This is a genomic window from Streptomyces sp. NPDC000941, from assembly GCF_053599555.1.
This window is the reverse complement of the sequence record NZ_JBSFMM010000050.1, coordinates 6,314-31,761: the sequence shown is the minus strand read 5'-3', so window position 1 is coordinate 31,761 and position 25,448 is coordinate 6,314. Positions and strand designations below refer to the sequence as shown.

12 protein-coding genes are annotated in these 25,448 nt (G+C 71.9%); 7 read left to right on the top strand and 5 right to left on the bottom strand.

All coding sequences use genetic code 11. From position 1 onward, the window contains the following. Positions 1-4: 4 nt before the first annotated feature. The 4 genes from ACWDSL_RS18325 to ACWDSL_RS18310 all read right to left on the bottom strand — a co-directional run bounded on the left by ACWDSL_RS18325 (position 5) and on the right by ACWDSL_RS18310 (position 5,245). On the bottom strand, positions 5-781 hold the full coding sequence (locus tag ACWDSL_RS18325; RefSeq protein WP_450486531.1) for an ABC transporter permease: 777 nt from the start codon (positions 779-781) through the stop codon (positions 5-7). Then, entirely contained in the window at positions 778-1,617 is an 840-nt protein-coding gene (locus ACWDSL_RS18320; RefSeq protein ID WP_450486529.1) for an ABC transporter ATP-binding protein, read from the bottom strand. Before ACWDSL_RS18320 ends, ACWDSL_RS18325 begins: the two co-directional genes overlap by 4 nt. 249 nt (positions 1,618-1,866) lie before the next feature. Continuing rightward, complete coding sequence (gene sbnB, locus ACWDSL_RS18315) at positions 1,867-2,874, bottom strand: 2,3-diaminopropionate biosynthesis protein SbnB (RefSeq protein WP_450486527.1); 1,008 nt, start codon at positions 2,872-2,874, stop codon at positions 1,867-1,869. 130 nt (positions 2,875-3,004) lie between these two features. Then, on the bottom strand, positions 3,005-5,245 hold the full coding sequence (locus tag ACWDSL_RS18310; protein ID WP_450486525.1) for an MMPL family transporter: 2,241 nt from the start codon (positions 5,243-5,245) through the stop codon (positions 3,005-3,007). 268 nt (positions 5,246-5,513) lie between these two features. On the opposite strand from ACWDSL_RS18310, the gene ACWDSL_RS18305 reads away from it, so the two are divergent. Next, positions 5,514-6,506, top strand: coding sequence for an ATP-binding cassette domain-containing protein (locus ACWDSL_RS18305; RefSeq protein ID WP_450486523.1), 993 nt, complete (start codon positions 5,514-5,516; stop codon positions 6,504-6,506). Continuing rightward, positions 6,503-7,366, top strand: coding sequence for an ABC transporter permease (locus ACWDSL_RS18300; protein ID WP_450486521.1), 864 nt, complete (start codon positions 6,503-6,505; stop codon positions 7,364-7,366). The genes ACWDSL_RS18305 and ACWDSL_RS18300 overlap by 4 nt, the downstream gene beginning before the upstream one ends. A gap of 20 nt (positions 7,367-7,386) precedes the next feature. On the opposite strand, the gene ACWDSL_RS18295 is transcribed toward ACWDSL_RS18300, so the two are convergent. Further along, positions 7,387-8,406 (bottom strand): LuxR C-terminal-related transcriptional regulator, encoded by a 1,020-nt coding sequence (locus ACWDSL_RS18295; RefSeq protein WP_450486519.1) that lies wholly within the window; start codon positions 8,404-8,406, stop codon positions 7,387-7,389. 160 nt (positions 8,407-8,566) lie between these two features. Here ACWDSL_RS18295 and ACWDSL_RS18290 point away from each other — a divergent pair, with 160 nt between their 5' ends. From ACWDSL_RS18290 to ACWDSL_RS18270, 5 genes are all read left to right on the top strand, one after another. Beyond that, positions 8,567-8,836, top strand: a complete 270-nt coding sequence (locus ACWDSL_RS18290; protein ID WP_450486518.1) for a hypothetical protein — start codon at positions 8,567-8,569, stop codon at positions 8,834-8,836. 178 nt (positions 8,837-9,014) lie between these two features. Further along, a complete protein-coding gene (locus ACWDSL_RS18285; protein ID WP_450486516.1) occupies positions 9,015-9,368 on the top strand; it encodes a hypothetical protein in 354 nt (117 codons plus the stop codon). A gap of 37 nt (positions 9,369-9,405) precedes the next feature. Further along, complete coding sequence (gene sbnA / locus ACWDSL_RS18280; protein ID WP_450486514.1) at positions 9,406-10,404, top strand: 2,3-diaminopropionate biosynthesis protein SbnA; 999 nt, start codon at positions 9,406-9,408, stop codon at positions 10,402-10,404. 2 nt (positions 10,405-10,406) lie between these two features. Beyond that, entirely contained in the window at positions 10,407-18,227 is a 7,821-nt protein-coding gene (locus tag ACWDSL_RS18275; RefSeq protein WP_450486512.1) for an amino acid adenylation domain-containing protein, read from the top strand. Then, positions 18,224-25,399: an amino acid adenylation domain-containing protein gene (locus ACWDSL_RS18270; RefSeq protein WP_450486510.1), complete on the top strand. Its 7,176-nt coding sequence runs from the start codon at positions 18,224-18,226 to the stop codon at positions 25,397-25,399. Before ACWDSL_RS18275 ends, ACWDSL_RS18270 begins: the two co-directional genes overlap by 4 nt. Positions 25,400-25,448: the final 49 nt, after the last annotated feature.

Here is a 25,448-nt window from a genome sequence, read left to right as displayed (position 1 = left end):
TGAGCTACTCCCACTTGAACCAGCGGCGGGCCGCGGCGATCAGCAGGACCGCCCACAGCGCCGTGACCCCCAGGTGTATCCAGCCCGGCCATTCTCCCGCAGCGGCCTCGTCGAGGGCCTGTGCGGCGGCGCCCAGCGGGGTGAGGGTCACGATGCGCTGAAGGACATCGGGCATGGCCGCGACCGGCAGCCAGACACCGGAGGCGAACATCGCCGGGAAGAACACTGCCGAGCCTACTGCCTGGGTAATCTTGGTAGTGCGGCAGACGGCGGAGATGGTGGCGCCGAGCGCCAGGGTGGCCAGTGTGACGAGAGCGAGCGCCACCAGGTATCCAATGAGCTGGCGGGGCAGGGCCACGTCGAACACGATCCGGCCCACGGCGAGGGCGAGCAGCACGGAGACCGCGATGGCGGCACCGTGCAGCGCAATCTGCGCGCCGATGAGGGAACCGGGCCGCACGGGGGTGCTGGACATTCGGCGCAGGATGCCGCGCTCGCGGTAGCCGGTGAGGACGGGCGGCATGGCCTGGAGGCCGGCCATGATCACAGCGAGCAGGATCGCGACGGGGACATAGAGGTCCACGACCCGCATGCCGCCCAGGTCGGCCGCATGCTCCCGGTTGGAGGGGATGGCGCCCAGGATGCACAGCAGGATCGTGGGGAAGGCCAGCACCCAGAAGAGGGCGGCGGGCTCGCGCAGGATCAGGCGTGCCTCGGCCTTGAGGACAGCGGTGGCACTGCCGTTGACGGCCGTCGTGCGGCTGCGGGTGAGGGTGGTCATGCGTCCGGTCCCGTCAGGTCGAGGTAGGCGTCGTCCAAGGTGGCCTCGGTGACGCGGAGCTGGCGGGCGGAGATGCCCCGCCCGGCGAGCAGCGAGAGCACGGCATGAACGGTCTCGTCCGTGCCGTTGACCACGATCCGGCCGTCCTTGTGCGTCACGGATGCGACCGAGGGCAGTTCCGCCAGCAGTTGCATCTCAAGCGGGGCCGAGGGCGTGAAGGAGATCGCCGTGCTGCCCGCGGTGCGTCCGATCAGCCCGGACGGGGTGTCCAGTGCGGTGATCCGGCCCTTGTCGATCAGGGCTATCCGGTCGCACAGGCGCTGTGCTTCCTCCATGAAGTGCGTGACCAGCAGCACGGTGACCCCGCTGTCGCGAATGTCCTGAATGAGCTGCCAAATGTCGCGGCGGGCACGCGGGTCGAGGCCAGTGGTCAACTCGTCCAGTACGACGATGTCGGGCTTGCCGACCAGGGCGAGCGCGATGGACAGGCGCTGCTTCTGGCCGCCGGAGAGCTTCGCGAACCGGGTGCGGAGCTTGTCGGTGAGTCCGAGGCGCTCGGCGAGGGCGCGCCAGTCGACGGGGTCCGGGTAGCAGGAGGCGTACAGCTCGAGCGCCTCGCTGACGGTGATCTTGGGCTGCAGGTCGCTCTCCTGGAGCTGCGCGCCCAGGATGCGGGTGACGGAGTCGCGGTCGGCGACGGGGTCGTACCCGGCGACGCGGACGCTGCCGCCGTCGGGGCAACGTAGTCCCTCCACACACTCGACCGTGGTGGTCTTGCCGGCGCCGTTGGGGCCGAGGATCCCGAAGATCTCTCCCTCCTCGACGTCGAAGGACACGCCGTCGACGACCTTGCGCTCGAGGGAGCATCAGCCGATCGGCTGATGGCGCGTGCCCGACTCACGGGCATAGGTGCATTCGGCGTATCGACGTCTCGGCGTGTTCCTTGTCCGCGAGGCGGACACCAGGAGGGAAACGTGAGTACTGACCATCCGGCAGCTACGGCGACACCGGCCGCCCCGAGCACCGCTACTCCTGGGTCGCGGTGAGCTGACGGGGCGGCCGGTGGACGAAATGGCGAGGGGTGGCTACCAGCGGGTGGTCTCGCCGAAGAAGTCGTCGATCGCGGTGGCCTCTCCCGCCTGCGTGGCGACGCGGTAGATATGCGCCCCGACCGCGAGGTCGAGGACGCCGAGGCCGAAGGGGGAGAAGATGACGGGCTTGTCCGGGCCCGTGGTGATCTCGCCGCGGATGTGCTGGGCGAGGGTGCCGGTGACGAAGTCGCGGTTGCCGTATTTCTGCTCGGCCAGGTGCGGGGAGGTGTTGGCCTTGAGGCAGTGGTCGATGTCGTCGACGATGTTGTACGAGTCGTGGATGATCTCGGGGCCGATGTCGCGCAGCGAGATGTTGAGGACGACCTGGCCGGGGGCGAAGGCGCGCGGGTCGAGGACGTAGGGCTCGCCGGCGGTGGTGGCGAAGACGATGACGTCGGCCACCTCAAGGGCGGTGCGCAGGTCGTCGGTGGTCTCGGCGCGGTAGTTGAGGGAGTCGGTGGCGTAGTCGGCGAGGGCCTGGCCGTATTCGGGGTGCTGGTCGTGGACGACCACGGTTTCGATGTCCCACTCCTGGGCGGCGAAGAACTCCAGGATGTTGCGGGCGATGATGCCGGCGCCGACCACGGCCAGCCGGCGGGCGGTGCGGCCGCCGGTCAGCTGTTCGGCGGCGAGGACGGCGGAGGCCGCGGTGCGGGCCGCGCTGATCTGGGAGGCTTCCAGGAGGGCGAAGGGGTAGCCGGTGGCGTAGTCGTTGAGCAGCAGGGCGGCGGAGGCGCGCGGGATGCCGTTCTTGATGTTGCCGGGGAAGCTGCCGATCCACTTGATCCCGGCGACGTCGTGCTTGCCGCCCAGGTAGGCCGGAAGCGCGATGATCCGGCTGTCCGGTTTCTCGGGGAAGCGCAGGAAGTAGCTGTCCGGGTTGACGGAGTCTCCGTCGCCATGGGTCAGATAGGTTTCCTTCACCTCCCGTACGATCTCCCGGCGGCTGCGGCCGATGATGTCGCGGGCCGTTTTGCCGCCGATCACGCTGAACTCGAACACGGGTTTCCTTCCGGTCGTTGGGCGGGCGGGGCCGGCTTGTCGCCGGCCCCGCCCGCTGTCGTTACCTCTGTACCTCTGTACGTTTGCTCGTGGCGAATGTGTCGATGTCACTTTCACCCAGCAGTGTCGTTCAGTACGTGACCGGCACGCCCTGGGTGTCGCGCGCCGCCACGTGGCTGGGGCCGCTGTAGCCGGCCTCGGCGGGGCGGGACTTGCGGAGGAAGCCGGGTGCGGCCCAGTTCGCCCGGCCCAGCAGGGCCATCACGGAGGGCAGCAGGATCGCCCGGACGACCGTGGCATCGAGCAGGACGGCCACCGCCAGGCCCACGCCCAGCTGCTTGAAGTCCTGCATGGCCAGGGTGCCGAAGACCGCGAACACGGCGACCATGATCAGGCCGGCGCTGGTGACCACCCCGGCGGTGGTGCGGATGCCGTGGGCGATGGCGTCCCGGGTGGTGGCGCCGCGGTCGTAGGCCTCACGGATCCGGGAGACCACGAACACGTGGTAGTCCATCGAGAGTCCGAAGAGCACCACGAACACGAACAGCGGCATCCAGGACTCCAGGGCACCCGGCGCCTCGGTGCCGACCAGGGAGGCGCCCCAGCCGTGCTGGAAGACGGCGGTCATCACGCCGTACGCGGCGCCCACCGACAGCAGGTTGAGGACGATCGAGGTCAGCGCGATGACCGGGGACCGGAAGGACACCAGCATCAGCAGGAAGGTCACGCCCATCACGAAGGCGAAGACCGGGACGATGCTGCTCTTGAGCTGGTCGTTGTAGTCCTCGGAGAAGGCCAGGTCACCGCGGACGAGCGTGGTGGTGTCCGAGACCTTGCCGAGGGTGTCGGGGATCAGGGTGTCGCGCAGTTCCTTGAGGGCCTTCTTGGAGGTGGCGTCGGTGCCGTTGCCGATCAGCGGGACGCTGATCTCGGCGATGTTCTGCTTGGCGTGCACCGTGACGTCGATCTGCTTACCGGTCTGCCCGGAGGCGAGCGCCGCCTTCTTGAAGTCGGCGATGGCCTGGGTGACCTGCGGGGAGTCGATGTCGTTGGACTTGATCACCACTCCGGCCGGGGCCGGGGCGCCGGGGAACTCCTTTCCGATCTGGGTCGAGATGGACACCATTGGGTTGTCGGCGGGCAGCAGCTTGTCGGTGCCCAGCTTCTCGGTCTTCATGCCCAGGGCCGGCGCGGCCAGGGCGAGCAGCAGTGCGGCGCCCAGGACGGCGAACACGCCGGGCCGGGCGAGCACCCCGCGCAGCAGGGCGTTGGTGCGGCGGCCGCCGACGGCCGCGGCGGCCGCGGCGCGGGCCTCGCGGCGGCGGGCGATGAAGGGGATACGGCCCTTCTCCACCCGGTCGCCGAGCATGGCCATCATGGCGGGCAGTACGGTCATGGAGCCGATGACCGCGATCAGGACCACCTCGATGGTGGCGAAGGCGAAGCCCTTGAACACGGTCAGCCCGGACAGGAACATCCCGGCCATGGCGACCACCACGGTGAGGCCGGAGATCAGCACCGAGTGTCCAGAGGTGGCGGCGGCGATGTGCAGGGCGGTTTCCTTGTCCCGCCCGGCGGCCCGCTCCTCCCGCTCCCGGCGCAGATAGAACAGGCAGTAGTCGACGCCGACGGCCAGGCCCATGAGGAACATCACGGAGCTGGTCATACCGTCGACCGGCACCACCTGGCTGGTCAGGGCCAGCAGGCCCATGGCGCCGACACAGGCGGTGGCGGCGAGCAGCACCGGCAGCACGGCGGCCACGAAGGCGCCGAAGACGATCAGCAGGATGCCGAGGGCGACCGGGAGCGCGGTCATCTCGGCCCGTGCGAAGTCCTCGCCGAGGCTGTCGTTGATGCCCTTGAGGCCGGTGGCGGCGCCGTACTGGCCGAGCGTCACCGCTTCATGGGCCTTGTCGGTCTTCTCGACGGCGTCGATGACGGGCTGGATACGGTCGGCCGCGGTGTCCGGGTCGCCCTTGACGTCGTACTGGATGAGGGCCGAGTGCTTGTCCTGCGAGACCACATGCGTGGTGTTCGGGTCGTGCAGGTTCTTGACCAGCCCGGTTTCCTTGAGCGCGGTCACCGTGGCGGTGACGGCGCCCTGGAACTCGGCATCGCCGGCGGTGAGTTTGTCGCTGTGGACCAGGACCAGCTCCGCGGCGGGCGGTGCCAGGTCGGCGTCCTGGAGGATACGCTCGGCCCGACCGGAGTCCCCCGTCCCGTAGTCGGCGTTGGTCAAGGTCTTCTGTCCTGCGGCGCCGCCCACGACGGTGACCAGGACGACCAGGATCAGCCAGCCGAAGACGGCCGTCTTTCGATGGCGGGCGCTCCAGTCACCGAGCGCGGCGGCGAAATTTCGATGACGTGCCATTACCTCTCCTGCGGTCAGCGGCGTTTGCCCCGTAGCCGCGGAGGCCGTGGGGGATTAACCAAAACGCTAGGCGCTGCGCAGGGGCTATGGAGCCCGTGGAGCTTGCAGCAAGCTGCGCCTGCAGAGTACTGCCAGTAGGATCCGGACATATCGGGCACCAAGCATGCGATTCCGCTGCTACATTTCCCAGCAGCTTGATACCCGAACTCCCATGTTTCGAAGGGAATTCGGATTTCCATCGAAAGGGAAAACTGGGAGAGGGGGATTCGTGGATATCGCCATCGCGGCAGAGAATCTTGGAAAGCGCTATGGAAATCACCAGGCGCTCGCCGGAGTTGATCTCGAAGTGCGGTCCGGAACCGTACTCGGACTGCTCGGGCACAACGGCGCGGGCAAGACCACCACCATCCGCATGCTGGCCACGCTGCTGGAACCGGACTCCGGCAGCGCCCGGGTCGCGGGCTTCGACGTCGTACGCGAACAGCGCGAGGTGCGCCGGAGGATCGGCCTGGCGGGCCAGTACGCCGCGGTCGACGAACTGCTGACCGGCCGGGAGAACCTGGTCCTGCTGGGCACCCTGCTGCGGCTTGGCCGCAGACGGGCGCGGCAGCGGGCAGAGGAGTTGCTGACGGCGTTCGAGCTCACCGGCGCGGCCGACCGTCCGGTGCACACCTACTCGGGCGGGATGCGGCGCCGGCTGGACCTGGCGGCCTGTCTGATCGCCTCGCCGACCGTGCTGTTCCTCGACGAGCCGACGACCGGGCTCGACCCGGCCAGCCGGATGGTGCTGTGGAAGATGGTGCGGGAGCAGGTAGCCCAGGGGGTGACCATGCTGCTGACCACGCAGTATCTGGAGGAGGCCGACTTCCTGGCCGACCGGATCATGGTCTTCGCCGCCGGTCGCACCCTGGCCGAGGGCACTCCGGACGAGCTCAAGCAGAAGGTCGGCGGGGAGTGGCTCGAGGTGGCCGTGGCCACCGCCGAGGACCTGCCCGCGGCCCTGTCCGCGCTGGGTCCGGTGGCCGGCGCCAGCCCCACCGTGGACGAGACGAGCCACCGGATTTCCGTCCAACTGGCGGACAGGATGGGCTCCATCGCGGCCGCCGCGGCCGCGCTGGAGGGCTGCGGGGCCGATGTCGTCGACTTCGCGCTGCGCCGCCCCTCGCTCGACGACGTGTTCTTCCATCTCACCGGGGAGAGCAAGCCGGGGCCGAACACGTCTGGTGAGAACCCCACAACCACGGCGGAGGACGAGTCATGAGCGGCTTGACGGGACCGGCGGAGTTCGGTGCCGGGGCTGCCGGGACGGCTGCTACGGGGGGCCGCTTCGCGGCTGTCGGAGATGTGCTGGCCCTGACCGGGCGGCATCTGCGGCATCTGCGCAGAACACCCGAGAAGCTGATCGCGGTGGCCCTGACGCCGGTGGCCATGGTGGTGATCCTGGGTTATCTGTTCGCCAGCGTCATCACGATCAAGAACAGCGGCGGGGTCGAGTACCACGACTACGTCATGGCCGGGGTCTTCGCCCAGATCGGGCTCACCTGCATCGGCATCACCGCGCTGGGGGTGGCCTCGGACATGGGCAAGGGGCTGATCGACCGGTTCCGTTCGCTGCCGATGGCGCGGTCGTCGGTGCTGGTCAGCCACACCGCGGCCGATCTCGTCCCGGTGGCGATCAGCATGGTCGCGGTGGGCGGGATCGGTCTGCTGGTCGGCTGGCGCACCGATGCGGGACCGCTGCCCATCCTGGGCGGCTTCGCGCTGCTGCTCGCCTTCGCGTACGCGATGCTGTGGCTGGGCGCGCTGCTGGGGATGGTGCTGCGCAACATGGAGGCCATCAACGGCATCTCAGCCCTGGCCCTGGTCATCCTCTCGTTCATGTCCAACTCCTTCATGCCGCTGTCCGGGCTGCCCGGCTGGCTGCGCACGGTGGTGGAGTGGAACCCGGTCAGCACGGTGTCCGAGGCCTGCCGGGTGCTGTGGGGCAACGCCCCCGCCTCTTCGGGCGGGAGCCTGCCGATGGAGCATCCGGTGCTGGTCTCGGCCATCACGGTGGCTGCGCTGATCGCCGTACTGATCCCGGTGGCCCTGCGGACCTTCCGCACGGCCGCCGTGCGCTGACGATGGCGGCCGCCCGCCGGTCACTCCGGTTCGGAGGACCCGTCCGCGCTGCCCTGCAGCCAGCCCCGCTCGCCGGCGATCACCCCGGCCTGGAAGCGGCTGCGGGCGCCGAGCTGGGTCATCAGTTCCGCGGTGATCCGGCGGGCGGTCCGCACCGAGATGCCCATCTTGCGGGCCACCACCTCGTCGGTGTGGCCCTGGGCCAGCAGGCTCAGCACGGCGCGGGCCTGGCTGGTGAGCCCGGTGTCCTCGTCGCGCCGGCGCGTGGCCCCGAACGGCGGCGCCTCCTCCCAGATGTGCTCGAACAGCGCACACAGGGCGGAGACCAGCCCGGTTCCACGCAGCAGCAGCGCCCCGACGGCGGTGTCCTCGGGGTTGCTCGGCACGACGGCCGCCTGCCGGTCGAAGATGACCATGCGCAGCGGCAGCGAGGGGACCACCCGGACCCGGCAGCCGAGGCCGGTCATCCAGTCCAGATAGGACACGGTCTGGGGGTGGTTGACCACGCTCTCCAGATAGACACAGCGCATCCGCACGCCGCGCTCCAGGAGCCCCTGGTCGATCGGCCTGCTGGCCTGCCGGGACTCGGCCGACTGCCCCCCGCCGGTGGTGAATTCCATGATCTCGGAGGTGCAGTCATGGGCCAGCTCCTCGAGCCGGACCCGGACCATGTCGATACCGCTCAGTTCCTCGACGTCCACCCGGCGCTTGTTCTGGACGGAGTCGACGTATTCGGCGACGATCTTGCTGATGGCGAGCTTGCCGGAGGTGATCTCCTGCTGCCGCTGGGTCAGTTCGACCTCCTGGCGCGCCAGCAGAGACACCAGGCTGATCTCGGGATTGATTAATAAGAGCCCGCCAGGCCGCTGGTCGGACTCGCGCACCAAGGAGAGCCCGGCCAGTTCGTCCAGGGCGCTCCTGACCTTCTCCTCACTCCAGCCGAGTTGTCCGGCCAGGCCTGATATGCCGAGTTCGGGCCGGCCCAACATCGCTCGGTAGACGCTCTCGGCCGCGGAACTGACACCGAGGATCTCCAGCACGTGTGTACTCCCTCGTCCCCCGCGCGCCCCCGCGCATGATCGAAACCCACCCCTACGTCCCGATCACTGCATGTTACGGCACGAACGGGGTGCGACCGCGCGGTAGTTGATTTATTCACCTGTCCTTCGGCAGCCCGGCATCGAACCGTGAGAGGTGGCCATGTACATCGTCATGGGACGCATGCTGCGCGGCCGTACGATCGTGGACGCAGGGCAGCTACGAGCACTGGTGTACGCCGCCGCCGAACCGGACGACGGTCTCGAGCACGTCTACGCCGAGACCGATCTGGAGGGCGCCGGTACCGTCCTCTTTCTGTGTGCCACTTCCGCAGAACGAGCTGAGGCCACCGCCGTCCGTATCGTGGACCGGCTGCTCGCCCAGGATGAACTCCGGGGCTGGGAATGGGAAGGCCGTCGAGGCGAAGTCTAGGGAGATCCCAAATAATCCCTGGCATTCTCCGGCCATCGCAGGACCCTGACAGCGTAAACACATGACACCGGGTCTACGGCGGTACAGACTCGTAACACCGGACAGGAATTCAAAACATTCTGGAATTCCCGCTTCCGAAACTCGAGAGTAACCAATCCCCAGCGAAAAGGGAATACCCATGCCTGCCATCAACCACCCCTCCGCCCGCATGAATGCGTTCATCTCGCTCGCTTTCGGAGCCGTCATTCTCGCCACTTCCCCGGCCGGGACCGGCGTCGGCTGGGACAGAGCCGGCGCATTCGGCACGGAGGTCGGCTGGGACAAAGTCGCCGTCGGCTGGGACCTGGCCCCGGCCCATGACCCCGGCGTGGGCTGGGACAACGTGGCGGCCGGCGCCCCGGACGTCGGCTGGGACAGCGCGGGCGCCGACCGCACGGACGTCGGCTGGGACCTGGCCCCGGCCCACGACCCCGGCGTCGGCTGGGACCGCAAGCCCCGCACCGACAACGTGGGCGACGTGGGCTGGGACTGAGCAGCGGTACGGATACGGCGATCAGGGGGAAGGTCTCGTGCCCATCATCACGACGCCGCAGGAGTTCAACGAAGAAGACCTCTTCGTGGACCTGCGGGAGATGTTCGGTTATCCGCTCTACCTGAAGTGCGAGGGGTTCAACTTCGCCGGCTCAATCAAGCTCAAGGCCGCCGCATCCATGATCGAAGCGGCGGAACGCGGCGGGCTTCTGGGCCCCGAATCGATCCTGGTCGAGTCCTCTTCGGGAAACCTCGGTATGGCGCTCAGCATGATCGCCGCCGCCAAGGGCTACCGGTTCATCTGCGTGGTGGACTCACGGACCAACCTGTCGACCCGACAGGTCATCGAATCCCTCGGCAGCGAGGTGCATGTCATCACCGAGCCGTCCGTCACCGGCGGTTTTCTCGGGGCGCGCCTCGATTTCGTACGCGGTCTCTGCACCACGGATCCGCGTTACGTCTGGCTGAACCAGCACGCCAACCAGAACAACTGGAAGGCGCACTACCGCACCACCGCGCCCGCCATTGAAAAGCAGTTCCCCAACCTGGACGTGCTGTTCGTCGGGGCGGGCACCACGGGCACCCTGATGGGCTGCGCACGCTACTTCAAGGAGCAGCCGAACTCCCCCGTCACGGTCGTCGGCATCGACAGCGTCGGCTCGGTCACCTTCGGCGGACCGGCCGGCCCCCGCATGATCCCGGGCCTGGGCGCCGGAGTGCGGCCCGCCCTGTTCGACCAGCGGTACCTCGACGACATGGTGCTGGTCCCCGAGATCGAGACCATCCGCACCTGTCACACCCTGGCCCGCGGCGGCTTTCTGTTCGGCGGCTCCACCGGCACCGTCGTCAACGGCGCCGTGAAGTGGCTGGCCGAACACCGCCCCGGCCAGGACGTCACCGCCGTGGCCATCTCGCCCGATCTCGGCGACCGCTACCTGGACACCATCTACCGGCCCACCTGGGTCCGGGACCTCTACGGCCTGGACGCGCTGGAGCCGGCTCCCCGTCCGGGCGCCGTCACATCAGGAGTGCACTGACGATGAGAGAGACCGACCTTTTCGAGCTACCGCTCTCCGGTGCGCAACGGGAGATGTGGTACGCGCAAGCGCTCGACCCCGGAAACCCCGTCTACACCATGGCCGACCATCTCGACCTGGACGGGCCGCTGGACCTGGCGCGGTTCGAGCGCGCCTGGTGGCAGCTGATCCACGAAACCGAGTGCGTACGGGCCCGGTTCGGCGAGCGCGACGGCGAGCCCGTACAGACGGTCCATCCGCTCGGGGAGCGGACGCTCGCGGTACGGGACTACCGCGCCGCCACCGACCCCGACGCGGCCTCCCGCCACCGGATCGCTACGGATCTGCGGCTCCCCTCGTCCCTGGGCGCCGAGGCGTTCCACAGCGAGCTGCATCTGCTCGGGCCGCGGCGCACCCGGCTCTACGCGCGGGCCAACCACATCCAGATGGACGGCTACAGCCGCTCGGTGTTCTACCAGCGGTTCTCCGCTCTGTACGAGGACGGTGGGGACGCACATGCCCCGCTGCCGCCGCTGGCCGAACTGCTCGCCGACGAGGAGGCGTACCTCGCCTCCCCGGCCCACACCCGCGACGCCCGGTTCTGGTCCGGCCGGTTCGACACCGCCCCCGAGCCCACCCGGCTGTCCCGGCGGCGCGCGGCGCACGCCCACCACACCCTGCGCCGCACCGCCCCGCTGCCCGAGGCCACCGTGGCTCGCTTGAGCGAACTGGCCTGGCAGTCACGGGTGACCTGGCCCACCACGCTGATCGCGGCCACCGCCGCCTGGGCCGCCCGGGCCAGTGGCGACGGGGAGGTGCTGCTGACCCTGCCGGTGCCCGCCAGGACGGGCGTGACCGCGCGTGCCGTGCCCGGGATGCGCGCCAACTTCCTGCCGCTCGCCCTGTCGGTACGCCCCTCGATGACCCGCGCCGATCTGCTCAAGCACACGGCGGCCGAGCTGCGCGCGACCGTCCGCCACCAGCGGTACCGCGGCGACGAGCTGCGGCGCGAGCTGGGCATGACCGGCGACGCGGACACCACGTACGGGCCCACGGTCAATGTGCTGGAGTCCGGGGTGGACTTCACCTTCGGCGACGCCTGCACCGGCCGGCTGCACAACCTGTCCACCGGGCCGGTGCCCGATCTGCAGATCATCTTCCTCGACACACCGGGCGACGGCTGGATGCTGCGCCTGGACGCCAACCCCAGCCTGTACACCGACGCCGAGCTGACCGCCCACCAGGACCGGCTGCTCGCCGCCATCGAGGCTTTCGCGCACGGCGCCGACGACGTTCCGCTGGGCCGTGCCGATGTCACGCTGCCCGCCGAGCGGGAGCGGCTGCTGGTCGACTGGAACGCAACCGAGCGCACCGACGGCTTCACGGACGTGGTGGAGCGGGTACGGGAGCTGGCCGGTCTCGCGCCGCACGCGGTGGCCGTCGACGACGGCACGACCCGGCTGAGCTACGCCGAGCTGGTCGCCCGCGCCGACGCCCTCTCCCGCACCCTGACCACCTCCGGGCTCGGAGCCGGCTCCCTGGTCGCGCTGGCCGCGGGGCCCAGCGCGGCCTTTGTGACGGCGGTCCTCGGCGTGCTGGGCGCGGGGGCCGCGTGGGTGCCGCTCGACGTACGGGCCCCCGTCGCCCGCGGGGCCACGCTGCTGGCCGACAGCGGGGCGCAGGCGCTGCTGTTCGGCCGCGACCAGGAGGAGTTCGCCCATCAGGTGCTCGCCGCCTGCGGCAGCTGGCCGCAGGTGGTCGAACTGGAAGGGTCCGCGGAAGGGTCCGGGAATGCTGCGGCGGATCTTCTACCGGTTGCGGGCAAGGGCGACGACCTGGCTTACGTGATCTTCACCTCGGGCTCCACCGGCCGCCCCAAGGGCGCGATGGTCCACCGCCACGGCATGGTCAACCACCTCCTCGCCAAGGTCGAGGACCTGGATCTGACCGCCGCCGACTCGGTGGTCCACAACGCGCCCGTCACCTTCGACATCTCCATCTGGCAGATGCTCTCCGCGCTCGTCGTGGGCGGCCGCACCCGGGTGGTGCCCCGCGAGGTGGCCGGCGATCCGCAGACGCTGTTCGCGCTGGCCGACGCCGAGCGGATCACCGTGCTCGAAGTGGTGCCCTCGCTGCTGCGGGTGGCCCTGGACGAATGGGACGCCGGAGCGGCCCGGCCCGAACTGGCCGCGCTGCGCCACCTGGTGGTCACCGGCGAGACCCTGCCGGGCGACCTGTGCCGCCGCTGGCTCGCGCACTACCCCGGCGTACCGCTGGTCAACGCGTACGGGCCCACCGAGTGCTCGGACGACGTCACACACGCCTTCATCCGCTCCGAGGACGACCTGGGCCCGGTGCGGGCGCCGATCGGCTCGGCGGTGCGCAACACCAGCCTGTACGTCCTCGGCGACGGGCTGCGCCCGGTGCCCGCCGGGGTGCCGGGCGAGCTGTACGTCGGCGGGTTCGGGGTCGGCCGCGGCTATCTGGACGATTCGCGCCGCACCGCCTCCGTGTTCGTCGCCGACCCGTACTCGCCGGTGCTCGGCGCCCGGATGTACCGCACCGGGGACCGGGTGGTGCACCGGCCGGACGGGCAGCTGGAGTTCCTGGAGCGGGTCGACCACCAGGTCAAGATCCGCGGCCATCGCATCGAGCTCGGCGAGATCGAGGCCGTGCTGCGCACCGTGCCCGGCGTCATCGACGCCGTGGTGACCGTGGCCGTGGACCGCGAGGGCAACTCCCGGCTGGCGGCCTTCCTGTCCGGCACCGCCGATGTGGTCGCCGCGCGCGACCGGGTCGCGGGCGCGCTGCCCGACTACATGGTGCCCGCGGCCTTCGTCGTCCTGGACGCCCTGCCGCTGACCGTCAACGGCAAGGTGGACCGCAAGGCGCTGCCCGAGCCGGACTTCGCCGCCGCGGCGGCGGGTTCGGGCCGCGCCCCGCAGGGTCCGCGCGAGGAGGTGCTGTGCCAGCTGTTCGCGGATGTGCTGAACCTGGAGCGGGTGTCGATCGACGACGACTTCTTCGGGCTCGGCGGCCACTCGCTGCTCGCCACCAAGGTGATCAGCCGGCTGCGCGTACTGCTCGGCATCGAACTTCCCATCAAGGCCCTGTTCGACGCGCCCACCGTGGAACGGCTCGCCGCCGCGCTGGACGGCGCCGGCCAGGCGCGGCCCGCGCTCGTCGCGGCGGACCGCCCCGCCGAACTGCCGCTGTCCTTCGCACAGCAGCGGCTGTGGTTCCTCGGCCACCTGGACAACCGCAGCGCCACCTACCACCTCCCCCGGGCGCTGCGGCTGTCCGGCGAGCTCGACCAGGCGGCGCTGGCCGAGGCGCTGGCCGACGTGGTCGCCCGGCACGAGAGCCTGCGCACCGTCTTCCCCGAGGTGGACGGGCGCGCCACCCAGGTCGTCCTGGCCGCCGAGGTGGCCCGGCCCGGCCTGCCCGTGACCGAGGCCGCCGAGGACGAGCTGGAGTCGCTGCTCGCCGAGCGGGCGGCGCGCCCGTTCGACCTGGCGGCGGAACTGCCGCTGCGCGCCGAGCTGTTCCGGCTCGCCGAAGAAGAACATGTACTTCTGGTGGTGCTGCACCACATCGCCGGGGACGGCTGGTCGGTGCTGCCGCTGGCCCAGGACCTGCGCGAGGCGTACGCGGCGCGGCTGCGCGGCCGGGCGCCCGCGTTCCGGCCACTGCCGGTCCAGTACGCCGACTACACGCTGTGGCAGCGCGAGCTGCTGGGCGACGAGAAGGACCCGGACAGCCTGGCCGCCAAGCAGCTGGAGTTCTGGCGCGAGACGCTGGACGGCCTGCCGGACGAACTGGAGCTGCCCACCGACTTCCCGCGCCCCGCGCTGCCCTCCTACCGGGGCGGCACGGTGGACTTCCGCCTGGACCCCGAGCTGCACACGGCCGTGGTGGCGCTGGCGCGCTCCTCCGGGGCCAGCGTGTTCATGGTGCTACAGGCGGCGCTCGCGGCGCTGCTGTCCAAACTGGGCGCCGGGGAGGACATCCCGCTGGGCACACCCGTCGCGGGCCGCGGCGAGGCCGCGCTCGAGGGGCTGGTCGGCTTCCTCGTCAACACGCTGGTGCTGCGCACCGATGTATCCGGCGACCCGACCTTCCGAGAGCTGGTGGGGCGGGCGCGCTCAGCGGACCTCGCGGCCTTCGACCACCAGGACGTGCCGTTCGAGGCGCTGGTCGATGCGGTCAGCCCGGCCCGTTCGCTGTCGCGGCAGCCGCTGTTCCAGGTGATGCTGGCCTTCCAGAACAACGCGCCCGCCGACTTCGGGCTGCCGGGCCTGATCACCACCATGGCCCCGGTGCCCACCGGCACCGCCCGCTTCGACCTGGCCTTCGAGCTCACGGAGGACAACACAGGCGGTGGCATCGGCGGACAGCTGGAGTACAGCGCGGACCTGTTCACCGAGGCGAGCGCGGCGGTGATCGCCGAGCGGCTGGTGGAGCTGTTGCGCAAGGCCACCGCCGAACCGGACCGGCCGCTGAGCCGGCTGGACGCCCTGCTGCCCGAGGAGGCCACACACATCCTTGGCGCATGGGCCGGCAGCGGCGCCCAGGCCCCCGAAGCGGGCACGCTCCCCGAGCTGTTCGCCGCCCGGGTGGCGCTGGACCCGGACCGTACGGCGCTGCTGGCCACCGGCGTCGGCCCGGTCACGTACGGGGAGCTGGACGAGCGGGCCAACCGGCTCGCCCACCATCTGATCTCCCTCGGCGTGGGTCCCGAGGACACCGTCGCGCTGGTCCTGCCCCGCACCGTCGAGGCGGTGGCGGCGGTGCTCGCGGTGCTCAAGGCGGGTGCGGCGTATCTGCCCGTCGACCCCGCGTATCCGCAGGACCGCGTCGACTACGTTGTCGACGACGCCCGGCCGGCCGCGGTGCTCACCACGGTGGAGCGGGCGGGGGCCTTCCAGCGGGCGGACGGCATCCTCGCGCTGGACTTGCCCGAGACCGCCGCCCGGCTTGCCGCGGCCCCCGCGCACGACCCGACGGACGCCGACCGGCGGGCGCGGCTGACGCCCCAGCACCCCGCGTACGTCATCTACACCTCGGGCTCCACCGGCCGCCCCAAGGGCGTGGTCGTACCGCACGCCAATGTGTCGGTGCTGGCCGCGCAGGGCGAGCCGTTCGGGGTACGGGAGGGCGTCCGGGTGCTGCAGTTCGCCTCGTTCAGCTTCGACGCCGCGGCCTGGGAGGTCTGCACCTCGCTGCTGACCGGCGCGGTGCTGGTGCTGGCCGGCGAGGAGGACCGGGCGCCCGGCGAACCGCTCGCCGCGCTGATCGCCGAGGCCCGCATCGACGTGGTCTGCCTGCCGCCGACCGTGCTCTCGGCCTGGCCCGAGGATCTGCCCATGCCCGAAGGGATCACGGTCATCACGGCGGGCGAGGCCTGCCCGCCCGAGCTGGTGGAGCGGTGGTCGGCCGGGCGCCAGATGATCAACGCGTACGGGCCGACCGAGACCACCGTATGCGCCACCCTCAGCGAACCGCTCTCCGGGGCCGTCAAACCGCCCGTCGGCCGCCCGCTGCCCGGCACCCACGTACGGGTCCTGGACGCGGCGCTGCGGCCGGTGCCGGCCGGGGTCACCGGGGAGCTGTACGTGGCGGGCGCCGGTCTTGCCCGCGGCTATCTGGGGCGGGCGCGGCTGACCGCCGAGCGGTTCGTCGCCGACCCGTACGGGCAGCCGGGCTCGCGGATGTACCGCACCGGGGACCTGGTGCGGTGGCTGCCCGACGGGACGCTGGACTACGTCGGCCGCTCGGACGACCAGGTCAAGCTGCGCGGCTTCCGGATCGAGCCCGGGGAGATCGAGAGCGCCCTGCTCGCGGACCCCGGTATCGCCCAGGCCGCGGTGATCGTGCGCTCGGACCGCCCCGGGGAGAAGCGCCTGGTCGGCTACGTCGTACCGGCCGCGGACGAAGCACCCGACGCGGCGCGGCTGCGGGAGCGGCTGGCCGACCGGCTGCCCGACTACATGGTCCCCGCCGCCTTCGTCACCCTCGACGCCCTGCCGCTGACCGGCAACGGAAAGCTGGACCGCACGGCCCTGCCCGCGCCCGACTTCACCGCAAGCGCCACCGGCCGGGCGCCGGTCACCGCACAGGAGGAGACGCTGTGCCAGGTCTTCGCCGACGTACTGGGCCTTGAGCGGGTCGGCGCCGACGACAGCTTCTTCGACCTGGGCGGCGACTCGATCGTCTCGATCCAGCTGGTGGGCCGGGCCCGTAAGGCCGGACTGCTGATCACCGCGCAGGACGTGTTCACCCACCGCACCCCGGCGGCGCTCGCCGCCGCGGCCAAGCCCGCCGCCGAACAGGTGGTCCTCGGCACGGACGACGGCGTCGGCGCCCTGGCGCCCACCCCGATCGTCCACTGGCTCCAGGAGCTGTCGCAGGGCGCGGAGTTCGCCGGGTTCCACCAGGCGGTCGTGGTGCACACCCCGGCCGGCGCCACCCAGGCCACCCTGGCCGCGGCGCTGCAGGCCCTGCTCGACCACCACGACGCACTGCGGATGAACCTTGAATCCGCTGACGGGCGCTGGACGCTGCGGATCGCCGAACCCGGCGCGGTGCGCGCCAAGGAGCTGCTGAGCCGCGTCGGTGTCGCCTCGCTGCCCGAGGAGTCCTGGGCCGAGGCGGTGGCCGGTTCGGCCACCGCGGCCCAGGCCCGGCTCGACCCGCGCGCGGGCGTCATGGTCCAGGCGGTGTGGTTCGACGCGGGGCCCCGGCGCACCGGACGGCTGCTGCTGACGATGCACCACCTGGTCGTCGACGGGGTGTCCTGGCGGATCCTGCTGCCCGACCTGGCCCAGGCGTACGAGGCGGTCACGCACCGCACCCCGGTGGCGCTCCAGCCCGTGGGCACCTCGCTGCGCCACTGGTCCGGGCTGCTGGCGGCCGAGGCGCGCACGGTGCGCCGCGGCGCCGAACTGCCGTACTGGCGCGAGGTGGTCGCCACCTGCGATCCGCCGCTCGGCACCCGGCCGCTCGACCGCGCCCGGGACACCACGGCCACCGCCCGCACCCTGCGGCTGTCCCTGGACACCGGCACCACGGCGGCGCTGCTGACCGAGGTCCCGGCCGCCTTCCACACCGAGGCCAACGACGTGCTGCTGGCCGGACTCGCACTGGCCGTGGCCGACTGGCGGCGGCGCAGGGGCGAGGAGAGCTCGGCCGTGCTGGTGGAGCTTGAGGGCCACGGCCGGGAGGAGTTCGCGGAGGGGGTGGACCTGAGCCGGACCGTCGGCTGGTTCACCACCACCTCCCCGGTCCGGCTGGACGTAGGCGCCGTCGACTGGGCCGAAGCCTGGTCGGGCGGGCCCGCGGCCGGTCTCGTCCTCAAGGCGGTCAAGGAGCAGCTGCGCGCCGTGCCCGACCACGGCCTGGGCCACGGTCTGCTGCGCCGGCTCGCCCCGGACACCGCGCCCGAGCTGGTCGCGGCCGACCCGCCGCAGTTGGGCTTCAACTACCTGGGGCGGCTGCCCGCCCCGGTGGCCGAGGACTGGTCCGTCGCCCCCGAGGCGGCGCTGGTCGCGGCCGGCACGGACCCGGACCTGCCGCTGCCGCACGTACTCGGGCTCAACGCGCTCACCGAGGACGGCCCGGACGGGCCGCGGCTGGTGGCCGCCTGGACCTGGGCCGCCGGGCTCCTGTCGGAGGACGACGCGCGCGCCATCGCCGAGGGCTGGTTCCGCGCGCTGGGGGCGCTGGCCCTGCACGCCCAGAGCCCGGATTCGGGCGGGCACACCCCTTCCGATGTCGACCTGGTGGAGCTGAGCCAGGACGAGATCGACGAGTTCGAAGACGAGATGGATGAGTGGTCTCTGTGAGCGGAACCCTGAGTCAACCGGAAGGCGCGCTGCGAACACCGGCGCGCACCGCCAAGCGGTCCAACTTCCAAGATGTCCTGCCGCTGACCCCGCTGCAGGAAGGGCTGCTCTTCCACGCGGTGTACGAGCAGCAGGCCGATCTTGACGTGTACGCCATCCAGCTGGTGCTCGACCTGGAGGGCCCGCTGGACGCGGGCCGCCTCAAGGCCGCGGCCGGCGCCCTGCTGCGGCGCCACCCCAACCTGCGGGCGGCCTTCCGCTACCGCAAGAACGGCGACCCGGTACAGCTGATCCCGCGCACCGTCGAGGTGCCGTGGACCGAGACCGATCTGCGCTCGCTCGCCCCCGGGGAGCGGGCCGCCGAGGCGCGGCGCCTCACCGACGAGGACCGGGTGCGGCGGTTCGACGTACACCGCCCGCCGCTGCTGCGGTTCATCGTGATGAATCTGGGCGGGGGCGCGCACCGCGTCGTGCTGACGGCCCACCAGATGGTGTTCGACGGCTGGTCCATGCCGCTGATCGTGCGCGAGCTGTTCACCCTGTACGGCGAGAACACGGCGGCTCTCGCGCCCGCCGCCCCGTACAAGTCGTATCTGGCGCATCTGGCCGGGCAGGACCGGGCCGCGGCCGAGGAGGCGTGGCGCGGGGCGCTGACCGGGCTCGACGAGCCGACCCTGGTGGCCCCGGGCGCTTCCGGGCGCCCGGCGGCGCTGCCGGGACACTGCGCGGTGGAGCTGCCCGCGGCGTTCACCGCCGAGCTCACCGCCTGGGCGCGCGGCCGGGGCCTGACCCTGAACACCGTGGTGCAGGGCGCCTGGGCGGCCACCCTCGGCGCACTCACCGGGCTGCGCGACGTGGTGTTCGGCGGCACGGTCTCCGGCCGGCCGCCGGGGCTGCCCGGGGTCGAGACGATGGTCGGCCTGTTCATCAACACCCTGCCGGTCCGGGTCGACCTGGACCCGGCCCGCTCGTTCGCCGACATCCTCACCGCGCTCCAGGACCGGCAGACCGCCCTGCTGCCGCATCAGCATCTGAGCCTCACCCGGATCCAGCAGACCGTCGGCGCCGGGGAACTCTTCGACACCGTCCTGGTCTTCGAGAACTATCCGCTCGACCCCTCGCAGATGGAGGAGCCCGCCCCCGGGCTGCGCATCACCGGGCTCGAGGCCAAGGACGCCACCCACTACCCGCTCAGCCTGATGGCACTGCCCGGCGAGCGGCTACGGCTGGACGTCGGCTACGCCCCCGACCTGTACACGGCCGAGGAGGCGGCCGCCGTGATGGACCGGCTGACGGGGCTGCTGCGCACCCTGCTCGACCACCCCGACCGGCCCTTCGGCCGGCTCGACGCGCTGCTGCCCGGCGAGCGCGAGCGGGTGCTCGACCTGCCCGCCGACCCGGCGCCCGCGGACCCGTTCGCGGATGTGGTCGAACGGGTGCGGGCGCTGGCCCGCGAGCAGGCGGAGGCGCCGGCGGTCACCGACGGCCGGGAGACCCTGAACTACCGCGAGCTGGTCGGCCGGGCCGGCGCCCTGTCCCGGGAGCTGACCGGGCGGGGCATCGGCCCGGGCTCGCTCGTGGGCGTGCTCGCCGCGCCCGGGGCCCGGTTCGTCACGGCGGTGCTCGGCACGCTGGGTGCGGGCGCGGCGTGGGTGCCGCTGGATGTCACGGCGCCGATGGCCCGTACAGCCGCGCTGGTCGCGGACGCGGGCGTGGCCCTGCTGCTGACGGATGCCGAACACACCGCGCTCGCCGCCGAGGTGGCCGGCGCACTGCCCGTCCTGACGGTGAACGGCCACTGCGATGCCCCCGGCCACCTCGTACCCGTGGCCGGGGCGGGCGACGACCTGGCGTACGTCATCTTCACCTCGGGCTCCACCGGCCGCCCCAAGGGCGCGATGGTGCACCGCCGGGGCATGGTCAACCACCTCCTCGCCAAGGTCGAGGACCTGGATCTGACCGCATGTGACACGGTCGTGCACAACGCACCCGTCACCTTCGACATCTCGGTGTGGCAGATGCTGTCCCCGCTGGTCGTGGGCGGTCTGCTGCGCGTGGTGCCCAAGCGGACGGCGGCCGACCCGGCCGAGCTGTTCGGGCTGGTCGGCCCGGAGCGGATCAGCGTCCTGGAGGTCGTGCCCTCGCTGCTGCGGGCGGCACTCGACAGCTGGGACGCGGGCGCGGCGGTCCCCGACCTGACGCGGCTGCGCCGGCTGGTGGTCACCGGCGAGGCGCTGCCCGCCGAGCTGTGCCGCCGCTGGTTCGCCTACTTCCCCGGCATTCCACTGGTCAACGCGTACGGGCCCACCGAGTGCTCGGACGATGTCACCCACGCCGTGATCCATGACGCCGACGAGGTGCCCGGGGTACGGGCGCCGATCGGGTCGGCGGTCCGCAACACCGGCCTGTACGTCCTGGACGACGGGCTGCGCCCGGTGCCCGCCGGGGTGCCCGGCGAGCTGTACGTCGGCGGGATCGGGGTCGGCCGCGGCTATCTGCACGATCCGCGCCGCACCGCCTCCGTGTTCATCGCCGACCCGTACTCGCCGCTGCCCGGCGCCCGGATGTACCGCACCGGGGACCGGGTCGTACGGCGGGCCGACGGGCGGCTCGAGTTCCTGGAGCGGCGCGACCACCAGGTCAAGATCCGCGGCCATCGCATCGAGCTCGGCGAGATCGAGGCCGTGCTGCGCACCGTGCCCGGTGTCACCGACGCGGTGGTGAACGTCGCGAAGGACACCCGGGGCGAGGGCCGGCTGGTCGGCTATCTGGCGGGCACGGCGGACCCGGCGGCGGCGCGGGCATCGGTCGCCGAGCGGCTGCCGGAGTACATGGTGCCGTCCGCGTTCGTGCTGCTCGACGCCCTGCCGCTGACCGCCAACGGCAAGGTGGACCGCAAGGCGCTGCCCGCCCCCGAGATCGCCACCTCGGCCGGGCGCGGCCCGCGCACCCCGCGCGAGGAGCTGCTGTGCCAGGCGTTCGCGGAGGTGCTTGGCCTGGACCGGGTCTCCATCGACGAGGACTTCTTCGACCTCGGCGGCCACTCGCTGCTCGCGACCCGGCTGATCAGCCGGGTTCGGTCGCTGCTTGACGTCGAGGTTCCGCTGCGTACGGTCTTCGAGGCGCCGACCCCGGCCGCCCTCGCCGCCCGGCTGACCGGCGCCGACGCGGCCCGGCCGGCGCTCACCGCGGCGACCGCGGGGGCGCGGCCGAAGCGGCTGCCACTGTCGTTCGCCCAGCGGCGCATGTGGTTCCTGGGGCGACTTGAGGGCCCGTCCGGCACCTACAACCTGCCGTGGACCCTGCGGCTGACCGGAAAGGTGGACCGGCCCGCGCTGCGCGCCGCGCTCGGCGATGTGGTGATGCGCCACGAGGCGCTGCGCACGGTCTTCCCCGAGTCGGCCGACGGCCCGTACCAGCGCATCCGCCGCCGGGCCCGGATCACCCTGCCGGTGCACCATGTCACCGAGGCCGAACTGGACCGATCTGTCGGCGAGTTCGCCTCGCGCGGGTTCGACCTGTCCCGCGAACTTCCCTTCCGGGCGGCGCTGTTCGCGCTCGGCAAGGACGACCACGTACTGGTGACGGTCATCCACCACATCGCGGGCGACGGCTGGTCCAACGCCCCGCTGGCCCGCGACCTCAGCCGCGCGTATACGGCCCGGCTGCGCGGCGAGGAGCCGCGGTGGAGCCCGCTGCCGGTGCAGTACGCGGACTACGCGCTGTGGCAGCGCGAGCTGCTGGGCGACGAGAACGACCCGGAAAGCCTGGCCGCGCGGCAGCTGGCGTACTGGCGCGAGACGCTGGACGGGCTGCCGGACGAGCTGGAGCTGCCCACCGACTTCCCGCGCCCCGCGCTGCCCTCCTACCGGGGCGGCACGGTGGAGTTCACCGTCCCGGCCGCCACCCACGCCCGCGCCGCCGCGCTGGCCAGGGAGTGCGGGGCGAGCCTGTTCATGGTGGTGCAGGCCGCGCTGGCCACGCTGCTGTCCAAGCTGGGCGCCGGGGAGGACATCCCCGTCGGCACCCCGGTGGCCGGGCGCACCGACGACGCGCTGGACGACCTGGTCGGCTTCTTCGTCAACACCCTGGTGCTGCGCGGCGATCTGTCGGGGGATCCGACCTTCCGGGAGCTGGTGGGCCGGGTGCGCTCGGTATCGCTGGCCGCCTTCGCCCACCAGGACCTGCCGTTCGAGCGGCTGGTGGACGCCCTGTCCCCGGCCCGGTCGATGGCCCGGCACGCGCTGTTCCAGACGATGCTGGCGTTCCAGAACAACGCGGCGGCGAAGCTGGAACTGCCCGGCCTGGAGGGGAAGGTCGGGGCGGCGCGCACCGGCAAGGCCCGGTTCGACCTGGCCTTCGACCTGGCCGAGGAGCACACCGAGGCCGGGGCGCCGGGCGGGATCGCCGGGCGTCTGGAGTACAGCGCCGATCTGTTCACCGAGGAGACCGCGCGCACGCTGGCCGCCCGCCTGGCCCATCTGCTCGACCGGCTCACCGCCGCCCCCGACGGCCGCCTCGCCGAAACGGACGCGCTGCTGCCGGGCGAGCGGGAGCGGCTGCTGGTGGACTGGAACGGCGCGCCCGCGCACCCCGCAGAACCGCCGCTGTACGAGCGGTTCCAGGCCCGGGTGGCCGCCACGCCCGACCATCCCGCGCTGCTCTTCGAGGACCGCCGGATCAGCTATCGCGAGCTGAACGAGCGGGCCAACCGGCTGGCGCGGGCCCTGGTCGCGCGGGGCGCGGGCCCCGACGGGCTGGTCGCCATCGCTCTGCCGCGCTCCCCCGAGATGGTGGTGGCGGTGCTGGCGGTGCTCAAGTCGGGCGCCGCGTATCTGCCCATCGACCCGGCGTACCCGGCCGACCGGATCGGCTACATGGCCGAGGACGCCCGGCCGGTGCTCGCCCTGACCGATCGCGAGGTGGCGCGGGCGGTGCCCGGGCTGGCCGCCGTACCGCAGCTGCTGCTCGACGACCCATCCGCACAGGTGGAGATCGCCGCCCTCCCGGCGGACGATCTGCGGCCGCATGAGCGCCGTGCCGCGCCGAGCGCCGGCCACACGGCGTATGTCATCTACACCTCGGGCTCCACCGGCCGCCCCAAGGGCGTCGTCGTACCGCTCGGCGCTTTTGCCAACTTCCTCGCTGAAACCTCGCGTCTGCTGAATCTCGGCGCGGACGACCGGCTGGTGTCGGTGACCACCTTCGGCTTCGACATCGCCAACCTGGAGCTGTTCGTCCCGCTGCTGTCCGGCGCCACCCTGGTGCTGGCCCCGCCCGCGGCCGTACGGGACCCGCAGGCGCTGGCCGCGCTGCTGGTCGAGGCCCGCGCGACCGTCGTGCAGGCCACCCCGACGCTGTGGCACGCCCTGGTCAGCGGGCACCCGGGGGCGCTGCGCGAGGTGCACGCGCTGACCGGTGGCGAGGCGATCGGCCAGGACCTGGCCACCGCGCTGCGCGGCGCGGCGCGCAAGGTGACCAATCTGTACGGGCCGACGGAGACCACCATCTGGTCCACCGCCGCCGAACTGGACGGCACCGGCACCCCGCCCATCGGCCGCCCGCTGGCCGGCAACCGGGCGTACGTCCTGGACGCGGCGCTGCGGCCGGTGCCGGCCGGGGTGACCGGCGAGCTGTATCTCGGCGGGGCGTCCCCGGCCCGCGGCTACCACGACCGGCCGGGGCTGACCGCGCAGCGGTTCGTCGCCGACCCGTACTCCCCGGTGCCCGGCGCCCGGATGTACCGCACCGGGGACCTGGTACGGCGGCGGCCGGACGGCACGCTCGACTATCTGGGCCGGGCGGACCACCAGGTCAAGGTGCGCGGCTTCCGGATCGAGCCGGGTGAGATCGAGACCACCCTGCTGAGCCATCCCCGGGTGGCACAGGCCGCGGTGGTGGTACGCGAGGACACACCCGGCGAGCCGAGGCTTGCGGCGTACGTCGTGCCGCGCGGCGAGCCCGGCCTGGACCTGGCGGAGCTGCGGGCCCATGTGGCGGGCGCGGTGCCCGACTACATGGTCCCGGCGTTCCTCACCGAGCTGGAGCGGATGCCGCTGACACCCAACGCGAAGGTGGACCGCAAGGCCCTGCCGGCCCCGGGGCTGCCCCGCGCGGCCACCGGCCGCGGGCCGCGCACCCCGCTGGAACAGACGCTGTGCCAGGCCTTCGCCGACGTACTGGGCCTGGACCGGGTCGGCGCCGAGGACAGCTTCTTCGAGCTGGGCGGCGACTCCATCCGCTCCATCCGCCTGGTCGGCCGCGCCCGTGAGCTGGGCGTCGGGCTCACCCCCGCCGATGTGTTCCTGCACCGGACGGTGGCGGGCCTGGCCACGGCGGCCACCGCGGCGGGCTCGGCGCCGGATGTGCCCGACGCCTTCGCCCGGGTGCTGCCGATCCGCTCCCGGTCCCAGTCCCAGGGGACGCGGCCACCGCTGTTCTGTGTGCACGGCGGGGTCGGGCTCTCCTGGCCGTTCCTGGAGCTGGCCGGTGCGCTCACCGAATTTCCCGTGTACGGATTCCAGGCGGGCGGAATTCTGTCGCCGACCCAACAGCCCGCCTCCGTACGGGAAATGGCTGCGGAATACATCCGGAGTCTAGTGGAAATCCAACCCAATGGCCCTTACCATATTATTGGATGGTCTTTCGGAGCGCTGGTCGCCCATGAAATGGCCGTCCAATTGCAGAAGCAGGGGCGCGAAGTGGCGCTGCTGGCCAACCTGGACGGCTTCCCGGCGACGGAGTCCGACCCGGACGAGGATCTGAGCGATCAGGCCCTGCTCGCCCAGATCCTGCTGCGCTGCGGCCTCGATCCGCAGGGCGGCGCCGAGGGCGGGGACAAGCTGGACGCCGCCGGGGTGCTGGCGCTGCTCGCCCGGGACGGCAATCCCCTCGCCGAGCTCGACGAGGCGCAGCTCGGCCATCTCATCGGGGTGATCCGCCACTTCAGCGCCCTGGGCTCGGCCCACCGGCCGGGCCGCTACCGCGGAGAGCTGCTGTTCTTCGCGGCCACCCGGGGGCTCGCCTCGTCCGCACCGGCCGACGACCCCTGGTCGGCGCATATCGAGGGCGCCGTCGTCCGCCACGAGGTCGACGCCGACCACGACGGAATGCTGGCTCCACAGCCCGCTTCCCATATCGCCAAAGTCATTTCCGAAGCGCTCGGCGGCTAGCCGAGAAGACTTCCCGAAGAGAATGTGAATTATTTCCGAGGGATGCCCA